The organism is Rhodanobacter terrae (assembly GCF_042657005.1).
In the GTDB taxonomy this organism is placed as follows: domain Bacteria; phylum Pseudomonadota; class Gammaproteobacteria; order Xanthomonadales; family Rhodanobacteraceae; genus Rhodanobacter; species Rhodanobacter terrae.
In genome coordinates this window covers 36,941-53,766 of the sequence record NZ_JBHSNG010000019.1, presented here as the reverse complement: position 1 = coordinate 53,766, position 16,826 = coordinate 36,941, and the positions used below count along the sequence as shown (strand labels likewise).

Sequence of the window (16,826 nt, the reverse complement as noted above, 5' to 3'; positions counted from 1 at the left end):
AAATGGGCGTTTCCTCTGTTGCGAGATCCCTCATGAGTGCGCATGACATCCGTTCTGCCGTCCGTCCCGATCCCGACCAGCCACTGGTCGATATCGCCGATTACGTAGTCGACTACCAGATCGACTCGAAGGAGGCTTACGACACCGCGCGCTATATGCTGCTCGACTCTCTAGGCACCGCGATGCTGGCGATGAAGTTTCCGGAATGCGTGAAGCATCTCGGCCCGCTGGTGCCGGGCGCGACGCTGCCGGGCGGCGCGCGCGTACCGGGCACCAGCCACGAGCTGGATCCGGTGCAGGCCGCGTTCGCGATCGGCACGCAGATCCGCTGGCTGGACTTCAACGACACCTGGCTGGCGGCCGAGTGGGGCCATCCGTCGGACAATCTGGGCGCGATCCTCGCCGTCGCCGACTACCTGAGCCGCAAGGCCGAGCGTGAAGGCGGCCAGCCGCTGACCGTGCGCGATGTGCTGGGCTATGCGATCAAGGCGCACGAGATCCAGGGCTGCTACGCGCTGCTGAACAGCTTCAACCGGGTAGGCCAGGATCATGTGATCCTGGTGCGCCTGGCCTCCACTGCCGTGGCTACCGCGATGCTCGGTGGCAACAAGGACCAGATCACGACTGCCGTCTCGCACAGCTGGATCGACAACGGCGCGCTGCGCACCTATCGCCATGCGCCGAACACCGGTCCGCGCAAGAGCTGGGCCGCCGGCGATGCCTGCCGGCGTGCGGTGACCCACGCGATCAATGCGGTCTATCGCGGCGTGGTCGGCTATCCCTCAGCTCTATCGGCAAAGACCTGGGGCTTCTACGACGTGGCGTTCAACGGCAGGGCGTTCGAGTTCGAACGGCCGTTTGGCAGCTATGTGATGGAAAACGTTCTCTTCAAGATCAGCTTCCCGGCCGAGTTCCACGCCCAGACAGCGGTGGAGTGCGCTATGCAGTTGCATGGTGAAGTTGTCGACAGGATCGACCAGATCGAGAAAATCGTCATCGAGACGCAGGAAGCCGGCTGCCGGATTATCGACAAGACCGGCCCGCTGGCGAATTATGCCGACCGCGACCATTGCATCCAGTACATGGTCGCGGTGCCGCTGATTTTTGGGCGTCTGGTGGCCTGCGACTACAACGATGATGTTGCCGCCGATCCGCGCGTCGACGCGTTGCGCGCCAAGATGACGGTGGTCGAAAACCCCCAGTTTACGAAGGATTATTTCGATCCGGCCAAGCGTTACATCGGCAATTCGGTGCAGGTGTTCTTCAAGGACGGGAGCAGCACCGGAAAGGTTTCGATCGATTACCCGATCGGCCATCGCAAGCGCCGTGCCGAGGGTATCCCCGTGCTGCTGCAGAAATTCGAAGCGGCGATGCGTGACCATTTGCCGGCACATCGGGTCAAGGCGATCGTGGCTGCGACGAAGGATACGGCGAAGCTCGATGCGATGCCGCTTCAGCAGTTCCTGGCGCTCTTCACATTGTAAAGACGGCGTGAGTGGAAGATTAAGGCAGGGTCAGAAGCGAAGGCAGGGCTGACGACCCTGTCGACCGGGTTCTGTTCGCCCGGCGCGGACGAGTTGAACTGGCGTTACCGCCGAAAAATTTAGCGGCCCAAACCCGACAAACTTTTCTGAACGGAGTCTCACCGGGATTTAAACACGCAGCGCTAAAGCACCAATAACTTAACAAGTTTGCTACACTCGCCACCGCTTGCCGCAGAAACGCCAAGCAGGGGCTGTAAATGCTCTGAATGACGTAGTTCAGTTCTGACGCGCGACTTCCGGTTGGGGTTGAACGGACGCGAAACCTAATAAATTGAGGAGACACCTGATGAAACGTAAGGGCTTGTATTTTCTTATTGCGCTGGCCCTGGGCGGCGTAGGTGCCGTTCATGCGCAGGACACCACTGCACCGGCGGCAGCACCGGCAGCTGCTCCGGCAACCTCGGACACGGCCACTTCAAGTTACGATGATCGTTGGTATATCGCTCCGACCGTGGGCGGTTATTACAACGACACCGACCGCAACACCAACAGCCGGCAGATCTATTACGGTTTGGGCGTAGGTCGTTTCTTCTCGCCGAACATGTCGATCGATGTCTTTTTTGACCGCACCAAGCGCAAGATTGATAACCATGTCCTGAATGGCGGCAGCGGCCATTCCGACAATAGCTGGTTCAACAACAACATCGGCGCAGTGGCGCGCTTCTATGCTGGTGACTGGAATGCATGGCGTCCATACCTGCTCGCCGGTGTGATGGGCAGCGATCATCATTCTGCGTTCGACAAGGGTTGGTCGCCGGCAGCCGAACTGGGCGGTGGCGTATCCAAGACGGTTACCGACAGCTCGGACATCCGCGTCGAAGCCGGCTACCGCTATGACTGGGACAACAAGACCCAGCCGGCGAAGAGCGGCTATGGCGACTGGTTCCTCGGCTTCAGCGTCGTGTCGCGCTTCGGCGCCCCGGCAGCTGCTCCGGCTCCCGTGGCAGCGACTCCGCCGCCGGCGGATTGCTCGACCAAGGACAGCGACGGCGACGGCGTGAACGATTGCGACGACAAGTGCCCGGGCACGCCCGCCGGTACGATCGTCGGTCCCGACGGTTGCCCGCAGAAGGTCGTGATCGACCTGCGTGGTGTGAACTTCAAGTTCGATCGCCCGAAGAAGGGCGAGACCGATATTTCGAAGTCGCTGGCTGAGCCGAGCGCGGATTCGATCGCGGTCCTGAACCAGGCCGTCGATACCTTGCAGCGCTACCCGCAGGTGCATGTAACGGTTGCCGGTTACACCGACTCGGTGGGCACCGATGCGTACAACCAGGGCCTGTCGGAGCGTCGTGCCTCGATCGTCTACAACTACCTGACCAGCCACGGTATCGACGCCAGCCGTCTGGAAGGCCCGATCGGTCATGGCGAGAACAATCCGATCGGTGACAACGCCACCGACGCCGGTCGCGCGCAGAACCGTCGTACGGAACTGCAGGTTCAGCAGTAATCGAACCGCGTAAGACAGTATGAAAAAACCCGGCTTCGGCCGGGTTTTTTTTGATTCGTCGAAACAGCCGCACGCATGCAGGCGGCGACAATCGATATCCGGGTCGTTCGCCACTTTGCAATCCTTGTGACTTTGCAGCTCGGGCCTATACCCTAGAGTAATGCCTCGTCCGCCTCTTCACTCCGCGCGCTCTGTTGCGCCCGCGTTGCATCCACCGCGGCATGGATTGGCGCGCGTCCTGTCCAAGCTGGGTGCGTGTTCACGCAGCCAGGCAGAGCAATGGATACGCGCTGGCCGCGTCAGCCTTGACGGGCGCGTCGTGCGCGATCCTTATCACCCAACCCTGATCGACCGTCAGCAGGTTGAGGTCGACGGCCAGCCGCTGAGATCCGCTGAACGGATCCATGTGGTCTTCAACAAGCCGCGGGGGCTGGTCGTCAGCGCGGCCGACGAGCAGGGACGCGCCACGGTATATACCGCGCTGGCCGCCGCCGGATTGCCGTGGCTGGGTCCGGTCGGCCGGCTGGACAAGGCCAGCGAGGGTTTGCTGCTGCTGAGCAACGACACCACCTGGGCCGCAGGGATCACCGATCCGGCCACGCATCTGGACAAGACCTACCACGTACAGGTGGCCGGCCAGCCGGATGCGGCGACGTTGGCGGCGATGCAGGCAGGCATCAACGATGCAGGCGATCTGCTGAAAGCGCGACGAGCGACGCTGTTGCGTGTCGGCGAGAAGAACGCATGGCTGGAAGTGGTGCTGGATGAAGGCCGCAACCGGCACATCCGCCGCCTGCTGGCGGCACTGGGTTTCGATGTGCTGCGCCTGATCCGGGTGGCGATCGGGCCATTGACGCTGGGTGAGTTGGTCAAGGGCCAATGGCGGCGGCTGAGTGCTGACGAAGTTCGCGCACTGGATATCAGCCGATGACGGACGACCTTGCCCGGGGCAGGAAGTTGTAGGAGCGGCTTCAGCCGCGATGCTCTTGATCTTGCCCGAGATCGGATCAAGAGCATCGCGGCTGAAGCCGCTCCTACATGGGATTCGGGGGATTCGGCGGGATCAGCTGCCGATCACGCCCAGCTGCCGACCCACCTTGGTGAATGCGGCGATCGCGTGATCGAGATGCTTGCGGGTATGCGCCGCGCTCATCTGCGTGCGTATCCGCGCCTGGCCCTGCGGCACCACCGGATAGAAGAAACCCGTGACGTAAATGCCTTGCTCCAGCAGGCCGGCGGCCATCGCCTGAGCCTGCTTCGCGTCGTAGATCATCACCGGCACGATCGGATGCACGCCCGGCTTGATGTCGAGGCCGGCCGCGCTCATCTGCTCACGGAAGTAGCGGGTGTTCTCCTTGAGCGCGTTGCGCATGTCACCGGCGCTGCTCAGCATATCGAACACCTTGATCGCGGCGGCAACCACGTGCGGCGGCAGCGAATTGGAGAACAGATACGGGCGTGAGCGCTGGCGCAGCAACTCGATCACTTCCTTGCGACCGGTGGTGAAGCCGCCCAACGCGCCACCGAGCGCCTTGCCCAGCGTACCGGTGAAGATGTCGATCTTGTCCATCACGCCGTGCACTTCGGCCGCGCCGCGGCCGGTCTCGCCGAGAAAGCCGGTGCAATGGCATTCGTCGATATGCACCAGCGCATTGTATTTCGCGGCCAGCGCGGTGATCCGGTCCAGTGGCGCGATGAAGCCGTCCATCGAGAACGTGCCGTCGGAGGTGATCAGCTTGGTCCGTGCGCCGGCTGCGTCGGCGGCCTGCAGTTGCTTCTCCAGGTCGGCCATGTCGCTGTTCGCGTAGCGGAAGCGCTTGGCCTTGCACAGGCGGATGCCGTCGATGATCGAGGCGTGATTCAGTGCATCGGAGATGACCGCGTCCTCTTCACCCAGCAGCGGCTCGAACAGTCCGCCGTTGGCATCGAAGCAGGCTGCGTAAAGAATGGTGTCCTCGGTGCCGAAGAACGCGGCGATCTTCGCTTCCAGTTGCTTGTGCAGGTCTTGCGTGCCGCAGATGAAGCGCACGCTGGCCATGCCGAAGCCATGTGTGTCGAGCGCATCCTTCGCCGCCTGGATTACCGCGGGGTGATCGGCTAGGCCGAGGTAGTTGTTGGCGCAGAAATTCAACACCTTGCGGCCGCCTTGCAGAGTGATCTCGGCGGACTGCGGCGAGGTGATGATGCGTTCGGCCTTGAACAGGCCCTGCTCGCGGATGGATTCGAGTTCGCTGGCGTAGCGCGCCTTGGCTGTATAGGTCATGGGAGGATTCCGGCCGGGGGCAAATTGCCATTGTAGGGCGCCGGCCGCCTGCTGCGCATGCGTCGCAGGCGGACTCAGTGCAGGCCGAAATCCGCGCGTGTGGTTTTTCCCTTGTCCTCGATGCCCTCGGCAGTGAGTTTTGGCTGCTTGATGGACACCCGCTTGTCGTCGAGCTTGCCATGCAGCCAGGTCTGCACGGCGGCGGCGCGGCGCTCGGCCAGGGAACGCATGGCGGCGGTGTCCACGCTGACATGGGTCTCCAGCAGGCTGCGCATTTCGTCGGGCTTCAGCGACTTGTTGAGGCCGATGAAGTCGTGTGGCTTCTCGAAATCCGCGTGCTTGTATGCGCGTTTGAGAAAGTGCTCGTATTCGTCGGGCGTGATCGACAGCGTGGCCAGCGTGGCTTCGGGCGTGTTGGCATCGGGCTTGCCGCCGGACTGGTCGGCCAGTTTCTCGCGACGGACCAGATCGTCGACGGTCACCTTGCGCAAGCCATCTTCGTCCTTTGACGGGTCGACGCGGCCGGTGATGTCGAGGGTGAGCGAAGGCTTCTTGCTGAGCATGCTCACGATCTGCCCCAGACGATCCTGGGCGTGCCCATCCAGCACGGCCGATCCCGGCGCGAACTCGACGTAGCCCAGGTCCTCGTGGTTGCCGCCGCCAAAGGCCGAGGCGAGCAGGCGGAACGGTGCCGTGGCGGCCCGGGCGATGAGGTTGCCGAACGCACGCCAGATCATCCCGCCCAGACTGAACTGCGGATCGTCCAGCGAGCCGGATACCGGCACATTCACGTCGATATTGCCCTCGGTGTCCTTGAGCAAGGCCACCGCCAGCTTCACCGGCAGGTGCGAGATGCCCGGGCTCGTCATGCGGTCGCCGAAGGTCAGCTGGGTGATGAAGATGTGGTTGTCGGCGCTGAGCTTGCGCTGGTCCAGCAGGTAGTGCACATCGGCGGTGAGCTTGCCCGCCGTGATGGGGTAGCCGGTGTACCTGCCGGAATAGGCGCTGAGCCGGGTCAGTTCGACATCGGTGGCCTTGCCCTTGATGTCGAGGAAAGCCACCGGCGCGAGCGGGTTGATCGTGCCGCTGATGTCCACCGGCGAGTTGTCGTCCAGCTGCGCCTGCACGGCCAGATCGGCTGGCGGGTCGCCGGCCGTGGTACCGAAGGCGCCGATCTTGCCGGTGAGCTTGGTGAGGTTGGCGGTGTAATTGGGTTTGATGAAATTGTCGGTGTAGTTGAGCTGGCCGTTGACCAGGGTTATCTGGCCGATATGGATGTCCGCGGCGGGCGCGGTCGCTGCAGCCGCTGCCGGTGATTGCGGCGCTGCGGCCGGGGCATTGTTCTGGGCGCGGGTCACCGAGACGGGCGCCTGTGCTTCCTTGGCGATCACATCGGACAGGTTGAGCCGGCCATTGCTGTTGACGATGACGCGGGCATAGAAGGCATCGAGCACCAGCCCCCCCAGGTGCAGGCGCGGCACGCCACTGCCGTAGCGCAGGTCGATATGGGAGCCGGCCAGCGAACGCCAGCGCATGAGGTCGTCGCCGGTGAGCTTGTCCTGCACGCGCACCAGTTCGAACGCGGCGTCACCTTTGTAGTCCAGCTTGGGCTCGGACTTGCGTCCGTCGTAATGCAGCTTGCCCTTGCTGCTCAGTCGCGCGCTGGTGACGTTCACGTTCAGGGGAACCCTGGCGTAGGGCACGAAGCCGGCGACGTCCAGTCGTGTCGTGGTCAGCTGCAGATCGGCGACGGTGGGCAGCGGCTGAAGTGTGCCGCCCGCCGCGAACGTGCCTTTGCCCAGGCTGCCCTCAAGCTTGATCTGCCGAGGCTGGTTGAGCTTGTCGCTGAGCCCTTCGATACCGCCCTTGATGGCATCGATGAACACGACGGCCGGCTTGCCGCCGTCGAGCGTCCGATCCGTGAGGCGCAATGACCCCTTGTCGAGGCCTAGGTGCGCGATGCTCCAGTGCCATGCCGGGCTGTCGTCATGCTTCGCGGGCGCGGCGCCCTTGGCGGCGAGCAGCCGCGTCAGGTCGATGCGGTTGCCGCGCTCGCGTTGGGCATCGATCTGCAGCCCATCCGTCGTCACGGCGCCCAGCTGCGCGTCGCGACCGGCCAGGTCGAGGCGGGTGATCTTCGCATCGAGCCGGTGCCAGGCCACCGGAGGGGCGTGGCCTTTGGCCAGGGGGGCCAGCGTAAAGTCGGCGATGCCGAGCTGGGCGGGCTCGATATGCAGGTTGATCGCCTTGCCCCAGTCGAGTCGCAGCTGGCTGGTGGCATCGAGTTTGCCCTTGGCGATGCGGGCGGCCACGCCGGAAGCGGCCAGCGCCTGCAACGGCACCATGTCCACCTGCTTGAGGCCCAACGCGCCGGTGTAGCGGCCGGTATGGATATCCAGGTCGCCGCGCGCCGTGACCTCGCCGCCGTTGAGCCCCGCGCCGAGATCGAGCGTCGCCGCCGGTGCGGCGAGCGTGGCCACGCCGCGCAGATTGCCGTGCAGTTGGACAAGGTGCAGCACAGCGTTGTTGGCGTCGGTGTAGCTGACCTCGCCGTCGTCCAGCGACAGCGATGCGATGCGCATATCGGTCGGCACCGCCTTTTCGTCCGTGCCGGCCGGGGCCGGGGAAGCCAAGAGCGTATCGAAGTTGCTGTGGCCACCGGGATGCTGGGTGTAGAACACCGAGGCGTGCTGCAGCTGCATCGCGCCGAAGTGATAGCGCGAGATCAGCGGCTGTACATCGGCCAGCTCGATCGTGCCGTGGCCCAGCCGCGCGATCGCGTCGCCGTTGCTGCTGTCGAGCATGAAGTCGTCCAGTTGCAGGTGCCCGGTGAGCTGTACCTGCGGTGTCGGCTGGGCCTGCACGAAATGCAGCGCCAGCTGGCCGCTCAGCGTGCCCTTGGGAATCGCCACGGGCAGCGGCTTCGGCACGTAGCCCAGGTAGCGCGGCAGGTCGAGGCGGTCGAGCCGGAAGTCCACGGTGGACTCGCGGCTGCTGGCAAATGGCTTGGTGCGGCCGTCGATGCGCAGCGGGCTGCCATCTACCGTCATCGCCAGCAACGGCTGCACGAAGATGTCGGTGTCGCTGGGCAGGTTGGCCAGAAACGGAATGCCCAGATCGAGGTGCTCGATATGGTGCTGGCTGCCCAGCACGCGATCGTCGAAGCGGATATCGCCATTCTGGATGCGGATGTTGGACAGGGCGAATCGCGCCGGCATGCTGTTCGGCGGCGAAGGCTGCCCGGCGAAGCGATCGATCAGGTCGGAGAAGTTGAAGCGCTGATTGGCCTCGCGCGTGATGGCGATGCGCGGACCGTCCAGTTCCAGCTCGTCCAGCACCGGCGCCAGGCGGAACAGCGAGCCCCACGAGGCATTGATACGCAACCGGTCGATGTCGACGAACGGCGTATGGCCGTCCGGATCGGGCAGATGCAGTTTTTCCATCTGCAGGTTCAGGGTGAACGGGTTGAACCGCACCTGTCCCAGCGTGAGCGGCCGACCCAGCATCGCCACGGCATGATTCTGCAGGTAGTTGCGCAGCAGCGGCGGCACCGCAAAGAAGCCGAGCAGGCCATAGACCAGCACCAGTACAGCCAGGATGAGCGCGGTGCGACGGGTGCGGTGCGAGCGGCTGGCGACTTGCGCGCGCGCGCGCGTGGAACCCCAGAGGGCGCGAAGACGCGACGAGCTCGACCCGGACATACCGACTCCATGGAAATGCTTGTTGGGCTGGTTCGATCCGGCACTGGCCCCTTGGATGGCGGGCATCGACCGTAGCTGCAAAATCTACTGCTGCGCGGCTTAATGCAAGTAGTACCGTGCGGCCCCGGTGCCGGGGACCGGCGGTTGCCGGTCAGATCACAATCCCGGTGGGCTGGCTGTGCGCCCGGTGATCAGTTCCAGGAGCAGACGACCTTGCCGCAGGTGCCGGCGTCCATCAGGTCGAAGCCTTTCTGGAAATCGTCGATATGGATCTGGTGCGTGAGCACCTTCTGCAGCGGGAAGCCGGTCAGCACCATCTGGGTCATCTTGTACCAGGTCTCGTACATCTTGCGTCCGTAGATGCCTTGAAGGGTGAGGCCTTTGAAGATCACCTTGTCCCAGTCGATGCCGGCGCCGCGGGGCATGATGCCCAGCATGGCGATCTTGCCGCCGTGGTACATGCAGTCGAGCATGTCGCCGAACGCGCGCGGGTTGCCGCTCATCTCCAGGCCCACGTCGAAGCCTTCGATATGCAGGTCCTTGACCGTGTCCTTCAGCGACTGCTTGGAAACGTTGACCACGCGCGTCGCGCCCATGTCGGCGGCGAGCTTGAGGCGGTAGTCGTTGACATCGGTGACCACCACGTTGCGCGCGCCGACGTGCTTGCAGATGCCGGCGGCGATGATGCCGATGGGGCCGGCGCCGGTGATCAGCACGTCCTCGCCGATCAGGTCGAATTCCAGCGCGCAATGCGCGGCATTGCCGTACGGATCGAAGAACGCGGCCAGCTCGGACGGGATCTGGTCCGGAATCGGCCACAGGTTCGAGGCCGGCATCGTCATGTACTCGGCGAACGCGCCGTTGCGGTTCACGCCGATGCCGATGGTGTTGGGGCACAGGTGCTGGCGGCCGGCGCGGCAGTTGCGGCAATGACCGCAGACGATGTGGCCCTCGGCGGAGACGCGGTCGCCGATCTTGTAGCCGGTCACGCCGGGGCCGATCTCGACGATGCGGCCGACGAACTCATGGCCAATGGTGAGGCCGGGCTTGATCGTGCGCTGGCTCCACTCGTCCCACTTGTAGATGTGCAGGTCGGTGCCGCAGATGGCCGTCTTCTCCATCTTGATCAGCACTTCGTTCGGGCCCACCGCCGGCAGCGGTACCTCTTCCATCCAGATGCCTTGTTCGGGCTTGCGCTTGACCAGGGCTTTCATCGTCTGCGGCATGGGAAATCCATTGTTTGGCCCGCGTGGCGGGCAGGGAGACGGCAATTATAGAGGGATCGTCCCGGGCACCGAAGAGGCATCGGTGGCATGGCGGCGAACCGGATCGGCGGCCCGCACCCTGTCGATAGACATTATCGCCATCGCGCAGGTTTACGGCACAGAGGCCAGTCCATGCCGCAAGAAAATACGATGTGACCTGATGCCAGTCCGGATGAAAGGAGTTGCCCATGCGTCGTGTTCTGCTCGCTGTCGCGCTGACCGCGCTACATGCAGGCGACGATCGCGTGGAAGGACTCGCAGCACCTGCCGGTCTATCCGGACGCGACCAGCTCGCTGCACGTCACCTTCGGCAACGTGCAAGGCATCGCGCCGCGCGACGGCGTGAGCTACGCGCCGTTTACCACGGTGCAGGGCATTCTGGAAAAGGCACCGGCGTCGAGCCGTTCAACTCGCCAAAGGCCGAACTCGCCGCGATCAAGGCCAAGGCATTCGGCGGTTATGCGTCACCGTAACTGGGTACGCTGCCGGTCGACTTCCTCGCCGACCTGGATATCACCGGTGGCAACTCCGGCTCGCCGGCGATGGACGCGAACGGCCAGCTGGTCGGCCTGGCGTTCGACGGCAACTGGGAGTCGGTGAGTGGCGACTGGCTGTTCAACCCGCAGCTCAATCGCTCCATCCGGGTCGACGTGCGCTACATGCTGTGGGTGATGCACCACCTCGATCACGCCGACAACCTGCTGAAGGAAATGGGCGTGCCAACGAAATAAGGCTGTAGGAGCGCACCTTGTGCGCGATGCTCTTTCTCCAATGACCGGCAAAAGCATCGCGCACAAGGTGCGCTCCTACAGGGTCGTCGCAGCTCAGATATCCAGCCGGTCGTAGCTGCGCTTGAACACGATCGGCTGTTGCACGGCCGGCGTGGTCCATGTTTCGGTGACGGTCAGATGATGGCCGTCGGGTGACTGTATCCAGTCCTGCCGGAGCCGGACGCCGCCTTCGAATTGCATGGAGATCTGCAGGCCTTCGGCAGTCAGTCGGGCCTGCACCAGCGCGTTGCCGCTGAGTGACTGACGCGTGCTGCCGTCGAGCCGGCCGTCCAACTGGTCCTTGTCGTCGAACGCCACGCGGATATCCCGGGCATCCTGCTGCACATTCATCAAAGAATCGTGGGCCAGCAGCGGTGGCGGATCGTCGGGAGCAGCCGTACCGTTGTCGGTGGTCGCGGCCTTGTCGTGGCTTCGACCGCCACCAGCATGGCCATGACCGCCGCCACCCATGCCGCGGCCACCGCCATGTCCACCAGGTGTGTGGCTTGCCGGTGTGCTCGCTACGGCGGCGCCGGCCGGCTGCTGCACGGGTTGTTCGCGTTTCTTTTCCGCGCGCAGGCGTGCCGCGATGTCGGATGAACTGTCGCTCTGCTGTTCGTTCAACCGCCATGTGCCGCTGAAATCGGGCATTGAAGGACCGGCCGCACGCACCGCCAGCGAGGACATCGCCAGCAGCAGCGCCAGCGACAGGCAACGCGATTTCGGGAACGTCAAGGGAAATACCTCTGAGGGTCGGCAGGGGCGATGTGACGGTCATCGGGACGCTGTCATCCCGTCAGGTCGCGGCATGGCAGCTCGCTCAAACGCATTGCTCGATGCAGCGGTTGACCGCGGCAGCGGATAGCCATGCGCCCGTTACAATGGACCGATGCCCGTCGATCATCGCCCCCTCGCCATCTTCCTGATGGGTCCTACCGCCTCAGGCAAGACCGCGCTGGCGTGCGGGCTGAGCGAGCGCTTTGCGCTGGATCTGGTCAGTGTGGATTCGGCGCTGGTTTACCGCGGCATGGACATCGGCACGGCCAAGCCCGATGCGGCGACCTTGGCGCGCTACCCGCACGCGTTGATCGACATTCGCGATCCCGGCCAGCCGTATTCGGCGGCGGACTTCCGTGCCGACGCGTTGCCGGTGATGCGGCAGATCAGTGCGCGGGGCAGGGTGCCGCTGCTGGTCGGCGGCACCGGGCTGTATTTCCGCGCGCTGCAGCAGGGGCTGTCCGATTTGCCGGAGGCCGATCCGGCGATCCGGGCGCGGCTTTCCGCGGAGGCCGAACAGGTGGGCTGGCCCGCCCTGCATGTGCGACTGGCGCAGCAGGATCCCGCGGCGGCGGCACGGATCGGCTGCAACGACGCGCAACGCCTGCAGCGCGCCTTGGAAGTTATCGAGCTCACCGGCCGGCCGCTGTCCGAACTGCAACGGGGCGGCGCGACGGGGCACTTCCCGTGGCGCGTGCTCAAGCTGGCGCTGCTCCCCGAAGACCGGCGCGTCCTGCACGAACGCATCGCCCTGCGTTTCGACATCATGCTGGCGGCGGGTTTTCTCGACGAAGTTCGCGCACTGCGCGCACACGGCGACCTGCATGCCGAGCTGCCGGCGATCCGGGCCGTGGGCTACCGGCAGGCGTGGGAGCATCTGGACGGCCTGACCGACCCGGCCGAATTCCGCGACAAGGCCATCTTCGCCACCCGTCAGCTGGCCAAGCGCCAGATCACCTGGCTGCGCAGCGACTATGGCGCCCGCCTGTTCGATCCCGATCGGCCCGGCCTGGCCGCGCGCGTCGCCGACGCCGTGCAGCTGTTTCTGGGTGGCCGGGACCAATCGGCCTAGCCATAACGACCGGATAGCCTCGCGGGCGTGACCCAGTGCACTTGCGCTACGCGAAAATCCCCTTTCATCAAGTATTTGAAAGCAGCTAACATCCCAGCATGTTGGGCCGGGGCGCCTCTGGCGTTTTTTCTTCGGTCTGTGTGCCGTGGCAAGGGGAGAACAAGAAATGTCCAAGGGACAATCGTTGCAGGATCCGTTTTTGAATGCATTGCGGCGCGAACGCGTGCCGGTCGCCATCTATCTGGTCAACGGCATCAAGCTGCAGGGGACGGTCGAGTCGTTCGACCAGTTCGTGGTGCTGCTGCGCAACCAGGTGAGTCAGATGGTCTACAAGCACGCCATCTCCACCGTGGTACCGAGCCGCAATGTGCGTATCGGCAATGGCCATGACGGTCATGAAGGCCATGAAGGCCACGACGGGCCGGCATCCGCCGACGCGGACGCTTGATAGACGGGGCATCAGCCCGCATGAAGTGGGTCTGACCCTGAAGGATCGCACCCACTAGTGTTCGATAGAAAAGAGAAAGGCGACCGCGCGGTTCTTGTCTTGCCGCATTCGCGCGGCGAGGGCGATACGGCGCGCCGTGCCGAGGAATTCGCCGAACTGGTGAAGTCCGCCGGTGCCGACGTGCTGGGCGTGGTCGCGGCCCGCGTCGAGGATCCCAACCCGCGCTATTACATCGGCAGCGGCAAGGCGGACGAAGTCGCCGAGGCGGCGCGGGCGCTGGAGGCCGACGTGGTGCTGGTCGACCACGTGCTCACCCCGGTTCAGGAACGCAACCTCGAGAAGCACCTGGGCATCCGCGTGGTCGACCGTGCCGGCCTGATCCTGGACATCTTCGCCCAGCGTGCGCGCTCGCACGAAGGCAAGCTCGAAGTGGAGCTGGCCCAGCTCAAGCATCTGGCCACCCGCCTGGTACGCGGCTGGACCCATCTGGATGCGCAGCGCGGCGGTGCCATCGGCAACCGCGGTCCCGGCGAAACCCAGCTGGAAACCGACCGCCGATTGATCGGCGTGCGCGTGAAGATGCTGACCAAGCGGCTGGAAAAGGTGCAGACCCAGCGCGGCCAGCAGCGCCGCTCGCGCCTGCGCAACACGGTGCCGCAGGTAGCACTGGTCGGCTATACCAACGCCGGCAAGTCGACCCTGTTCAATGCGCTGACCACCGGCGACGTCTACGCCGCCAACCTGCTGTTCGCCACGCTCGACCCGACCGTGCGCAAGCTGGAGGGCCTCAGCTGCGGGCCGGCCGTGCTGGCCGATACGGTGGGTTTCATCCGCGAGCTGCCGCACGATCTGGTCGCCGCCTTCCGCGCCACCCTGGCCGAGGCACGCGATGCGGATCTGCTGCTGCACGTCAGCGATGCCGCCGACGAGGAGCGCGAGCACCTGCATCGCGTGGTCGACAACGTGCTGGAAGAGATCGACGCCGGCGACGTGCCGCAGCTGCACATCATGAACAAGATCGACCTGGCCGGCGCCGAGCCGCGCATCGACCGCGATGCCGCCGGCAAGCCCGTGCGGGTCTGGCTGTCCGCCGCCACCGGCGTCGGCCTCGATCTGCTGCGCCAGGCGCTGGGCGAACTGCTCGGCGGCGAACGGGTGCAGTCCGCGCTGCAGTTGCCGTTGACGGCGGGCCGGCTGCACGCGCGCCTGAAGGCGGCCGGCGCCATCAGCGGCGAGACGGTGGACGAGCACGGCTGGCAGTTGCGCATCGACGCGCCGCGCAGCGTGATCGCGCCGCTCAGCGGAGGCGATCCCGCCGAAACCCTGCTGCTGCGCGAGCTGCTCGCCGTGGCGGAATAAGGCGCCGGCTCTGCTAGAATATCCAGCGTTTGTGCGGCCAACTCCTCATCGGGCCGTACACCATCGACAGCTCAGGCTGAATCTCATGTGTAACCCGGTGCCAAGCATGTCCTGGACGGGGTTGCCGGCCTCCGACGGCCTCAAGGAGACTGACAGTGGCATGGAATGAACCCGGCAAGAACGGGCAGAACGATCCGTGGAACAGGAAGCGTCCCTCCGGCAAATCGCCGCTGGACGACCTGCTCGACAATGCGAAGAGCCATCTGGGCAAGCTGGGGCAGGGTCCCGGCAGCATCCTTCTGGCCGTGCTGGTGCTGGTGGTGGTCTTCCTGCTGCTGAGCAGCTACACCATCGTGGGTGCGCGCCAAGCCGGCGTGATACTGCGCTTCGGTCAGTACTCGCGCACGCTGGCGCCGGGCTTCCACCTGAAGCTGCCGCAGCCGATCGAGTCGGTCACCAAGGTCGAGGCCACGCGGATCCGCTCGGTCAACGACAAGGTGGCCATGCTGACCAAGGACGAGAACATCATCACCATCGACTTCACCGTGCAGTACCAGGTGGATGATTCGCGCAAATACCTGTTCTCGCTGAACGACCCGGACGGCACCATCGGCGCCGCGGCCGAGGCCGCCGTGCGCTCGGTGATCGGCAGCAGCGACATGGACCAGATCCTGTCCGCCGCCGGCGCCAGCCTGGTCAGCGAAGCCCAGGTGGCCTTGCAGAAGACGCTGGACAGCTACGATTCCGGCCTGCGCGTCACCGAGGTCAGCTTCCAGAACGTGTCCCCGCCGAACGAAGTGAAGGACGCCTTCGACGACGTCAACAACGCCCGCGAAGACAAGCAGAGCATCGAGAACGGCGCCCTGGCGTACGCGAGCAAGGTGGTGCCGGTCGCGCGTGGCGATGCCGCGCGCATCGCGGCCGAAGCCGCCGGCTACAAGGCGGCGCGGATCGCCCGTGCGCAAGGCGACACTGCCGGCTTCGACCTGATCCTGGCCCAGTACAAGGCTGCGCCGGAGGTGACCCGCAAGCGCCTGTGGCTGGAAACCATGGAGCAGGTGATGGCCGACAACCCCAAGGTGATCGACAGCTCCGGCGGCCGCAACATCATCAACCTGCCGCCACTGCAGGGCGCGGCGGCCGCGCCTGAAACCGGTTCGGCCACGGTCGGCGCGATCTCGCCGGCGCCGGCGCCGGCCGGCAGCAATGCAGCCGACAAGGGGACGCAGCCATGATGAAGATCGCTTCCGCCGTCGTCGCGCTTCTGCTCATCCTGCTCGGCCTCAACAGCATGTTCGTGGTCGGCGAAGGACATAGCGCCCTGCTGCTGCAGTTCGGCCGCATCGTGCATACCGACTACCAGCCCGGCCTGCACTTCAAGATTCCGGTGCTGCAGCAGGTGATACATTTCGACAAGCGCATCCTGTCGCTGGATGCTCCGCCGGAGCGCTATTTCACCTCCGAGAAAAAGAGCGTCAACGTCGACTTCTACGTGAAGTGGCGCGTGGCCGACAACGCCGCGTACTACCGCGCCACCGGCGGCGACGAGCTGACCGCCGCGCAGCGGCTGACCCCGATCGTGAAGGATGCGCTGCGCTTCGAATTCAACGCGCGCACCTTGCCCGACCTGATCTCCGGCGGGCGCAAGGACATCACAGAGCGCGTACGTGCCCAGACCGATACCTCGGCGCGCAAGAACCTCGGCATAGCGGTCGTCGACGTGCGCATCAAGCGCATCGACCTGCCCAACGAGGTCAGCGAATCGGTCTACAAGCGCATGCGCGCAGAGCGCCTGCAACTGGCCAACGAACTGCGCTTCACCGGGCAGGAGTCGGCCGAGACGATCCAGGCCGACGCCGACCGGCAAGGCCAGGTACTGCGCGCCGACGCCCAGCGCGACGCGGCCAAGGTTCGCGGCGAAGGCGACGCTCAGGCGGCGGCGATCTACGCGCAGGCGTACAGCCAGGATCCGGAGTTCTTCGCGTTCTACCGTAGTCTGCAGGCGTACAAGAAGTCGTTCGAGGACGGCAAGGGCGTGCTGATCATGAAACCGGACGACGAGTTCCTGCGCTACTTCGGCCAGCCCGCCGCCAAGCGCTGAGCCGGCGGATTTCGGCGCGGTATTTCGAACCATCCGTCATTCCGCCGCGGGCCGGAATGACGAGCAAACATTTGAC

General features: G+C 64.8%; 12 protein-coding genes and 1 pseudogene. 9 read left to right on the top strand and 4 right to left on the bottom strand.

The window, feature by feature from the left end; all coding sequences use genetic code 11:
- Positions 1 to 32: 32 nt before the first annotated feature.
- From ACFPPB_RS15430 to ACFPPB_RS15420, 3 genes are all read left to right on the top strand, one after another.
- Complete coding sequence (locus ACFPPB_RS15430; protein ID WP_377328666.1) at positions 33 to 1,484, top strand: bifunctional 2-methylcitrate dehydratase/aconitate hydratase; 1,452 nt, start codon at positions 33 to 35, stop codon at positions 1,482 to 1,484.
- A 346-nt stretch (positions 1,485 to 1,830) separates the two neighbouring features.
- A complete protein-coding gene (locus ACFPPB_RS15425) occupies positions 1,831 to 2,994 on the top strand; it encodes an OmpA family protein (protein ID WP_377328664.1) in 1,164 nt (387 codons plus the stop codon).
- A 160-nt stretch (positions 2,995 to 3,154) separates the two neighbouring features.
- A complete protein-coding gene (locus ACFPPB_RS15420; RefSeq protein ID WP_377328662.1) occupies positions 3,155 to 3,925 on the top strand; it encodes a pseudouridine synthase in 771 nt (256 codons plus the stop codon).
- Between the two features lie 132 nt (positions 3,926 to 4,057).
- Here ACFPPB_RS15420 and kbl read toward each other — a convergent pair whose 3' ends face one another.
- From kbl to tdh, 3 genes are all read right to left on the bottom strand, one after another.
- Positions 4,058 to 5,257 (bottom strand): glycine C-acetyltransferase, encoded by a 1,200-nt coding sequence (gene kbl, locus ACFPPB_RS15415; RefSeq protein WP_377328660.1) that lies wholly within the window; start codon positions 5,255 to 5,257, stop codon positions 4,058 to 4,060.
- A 74-nt stretch (positions 5,258 to 5,331) separates the two neighbouring features.
- Positions 5,332 to 8,958 carry a DUF748 domain-containing protein gene (locus ACFPPB_RS15410; protein ID WP_377328658.1) on the bottom strand — a complete coding sequence of 1,209 codons (3,627 nt, stop codon included), beginning with the start codon at positions 8,956 to 8,958 and terminating at the stop codon, positions 5,332 to 5,334.
- A gap of 191 nt (positions 8,959 to 9,149) precedes the next feature.
- Positions 9,150 to 10,172: an L-threonine 3-dehydrogenase gene (gene tdh, locus ACFPPB_RS15405; RefSeq protein ID WP_377328721.1), complete on the bottom strand. Its 1,023-nt coding sequence runs from the start codon at positions 10,170 to 10,172 to the stop codon at positions 9,150 to 9,152.
- Between the two features lie 270 nt (positions 10,173 to 10,442).
- Between tdh and ACFPPB_RS15400 the strand changes: the two are divergent.
- Positions 10,443 to 10,954 (top strand): annotated as a pseudogene (locus ACFPPB_RS15400) (S46 family peptidase); the annotation flags it as partial.
- A 93-nt stretch (positions 10,955 to 11,047) separates the two neighbouring features.
- Here ACFPPB_RS15400 and ACFPPB_RS15395 read toward each other — a convergent pair.
- Positions 11,048 to 11,728 (bottom strand): hypothetical protein, encoded by a 681-nt coding sequence (locus ACFPPB_RS15395; RefSeq protein ID WP_377328656.1) that lies wholly within the window; start codon positions 11,726 to 11,728, stop codon positions 11,048 to 11,050.
- 154 nt (positions 11,729 to 11,882) lie between these two features.
- Between ACFPPB_RS15395 and miaA the strand changes: the two genes are divergently transcribed.
- The 5 genes from miaA to hflC all read left to right on the top strand — a co-directional run bounded on the left by miaA (position 11,883) and on the right by hflC (position 16,750).
- The gene (gene miaA, locus ACFPPB_RS15390; RefSeq protein WP_377328654.1) at positions 11,883 to 12,842 is read left to right on the top strand and encodes a tRNA (adenosine(37)-N6)-dimethylallyltransferase MiaA; all 960 of its coding nucleotides are present in this window, start codon (positions 11,883 to 11,885) and stop codon (positions 12,840 to 12,842) included.
- 166 nt (positions 12,843 to 13,008) lie between these two features.
- Complete coding sequence (gene hfq, locus ACFPPB_RS15385; protein ID WP_377328652.1) at positions 13,009 to 13,290, top strand: RNA chaperone Hfq; 282 nt, start codon at positions 13,009 to 13,011, stop codon at positions 13,288 to 13,290.
- 57 nt (positions 13,291 to 13,347) lie between these two features.
- The gene (gene hflX, locus ACFPPB_RS15380) at positions 13,348 to 14,649 is read left to right on the top strand and encodes a ribosome rescue GTPase HflX (protein ID WP_377328650.1); all 1,302 of its coding nucleotides are present in this window, start codon (positions 13,348 to 13,350) and stop codon (positions 14,647 to 14,649) included.
- Positions 14,650 to 14,804: 155 nt separating this feature from the next.
- Positions 14,805 to 15,884, top strand: a complete 1,080-nt coding sequence (hflK, locus tag ACFPPB_RS15375; protein ID WP_377328648.1) for an FtsH protease activity modulator HflK — start codon at positions 14,805 to 14,807, stop codon at positions 15,882 to 15,884.
- Complete coding sequence (gene hflC / locus ACFPPB_RS15370; RefSeq protein WP_377328719.1) at positions 15,884 to 16,750, top strand: protease modulator HflC; 867 nt, start codon at positions 15,884 to 15,886, stop codon at positions 16,748 to 16,750. The genes hflK and hflC overlap by 1 nt, the downstream gene beginning before the upstream one ends.
- Positions 16,751 to 16,826 lie beyond the last annotated feature (76 nt).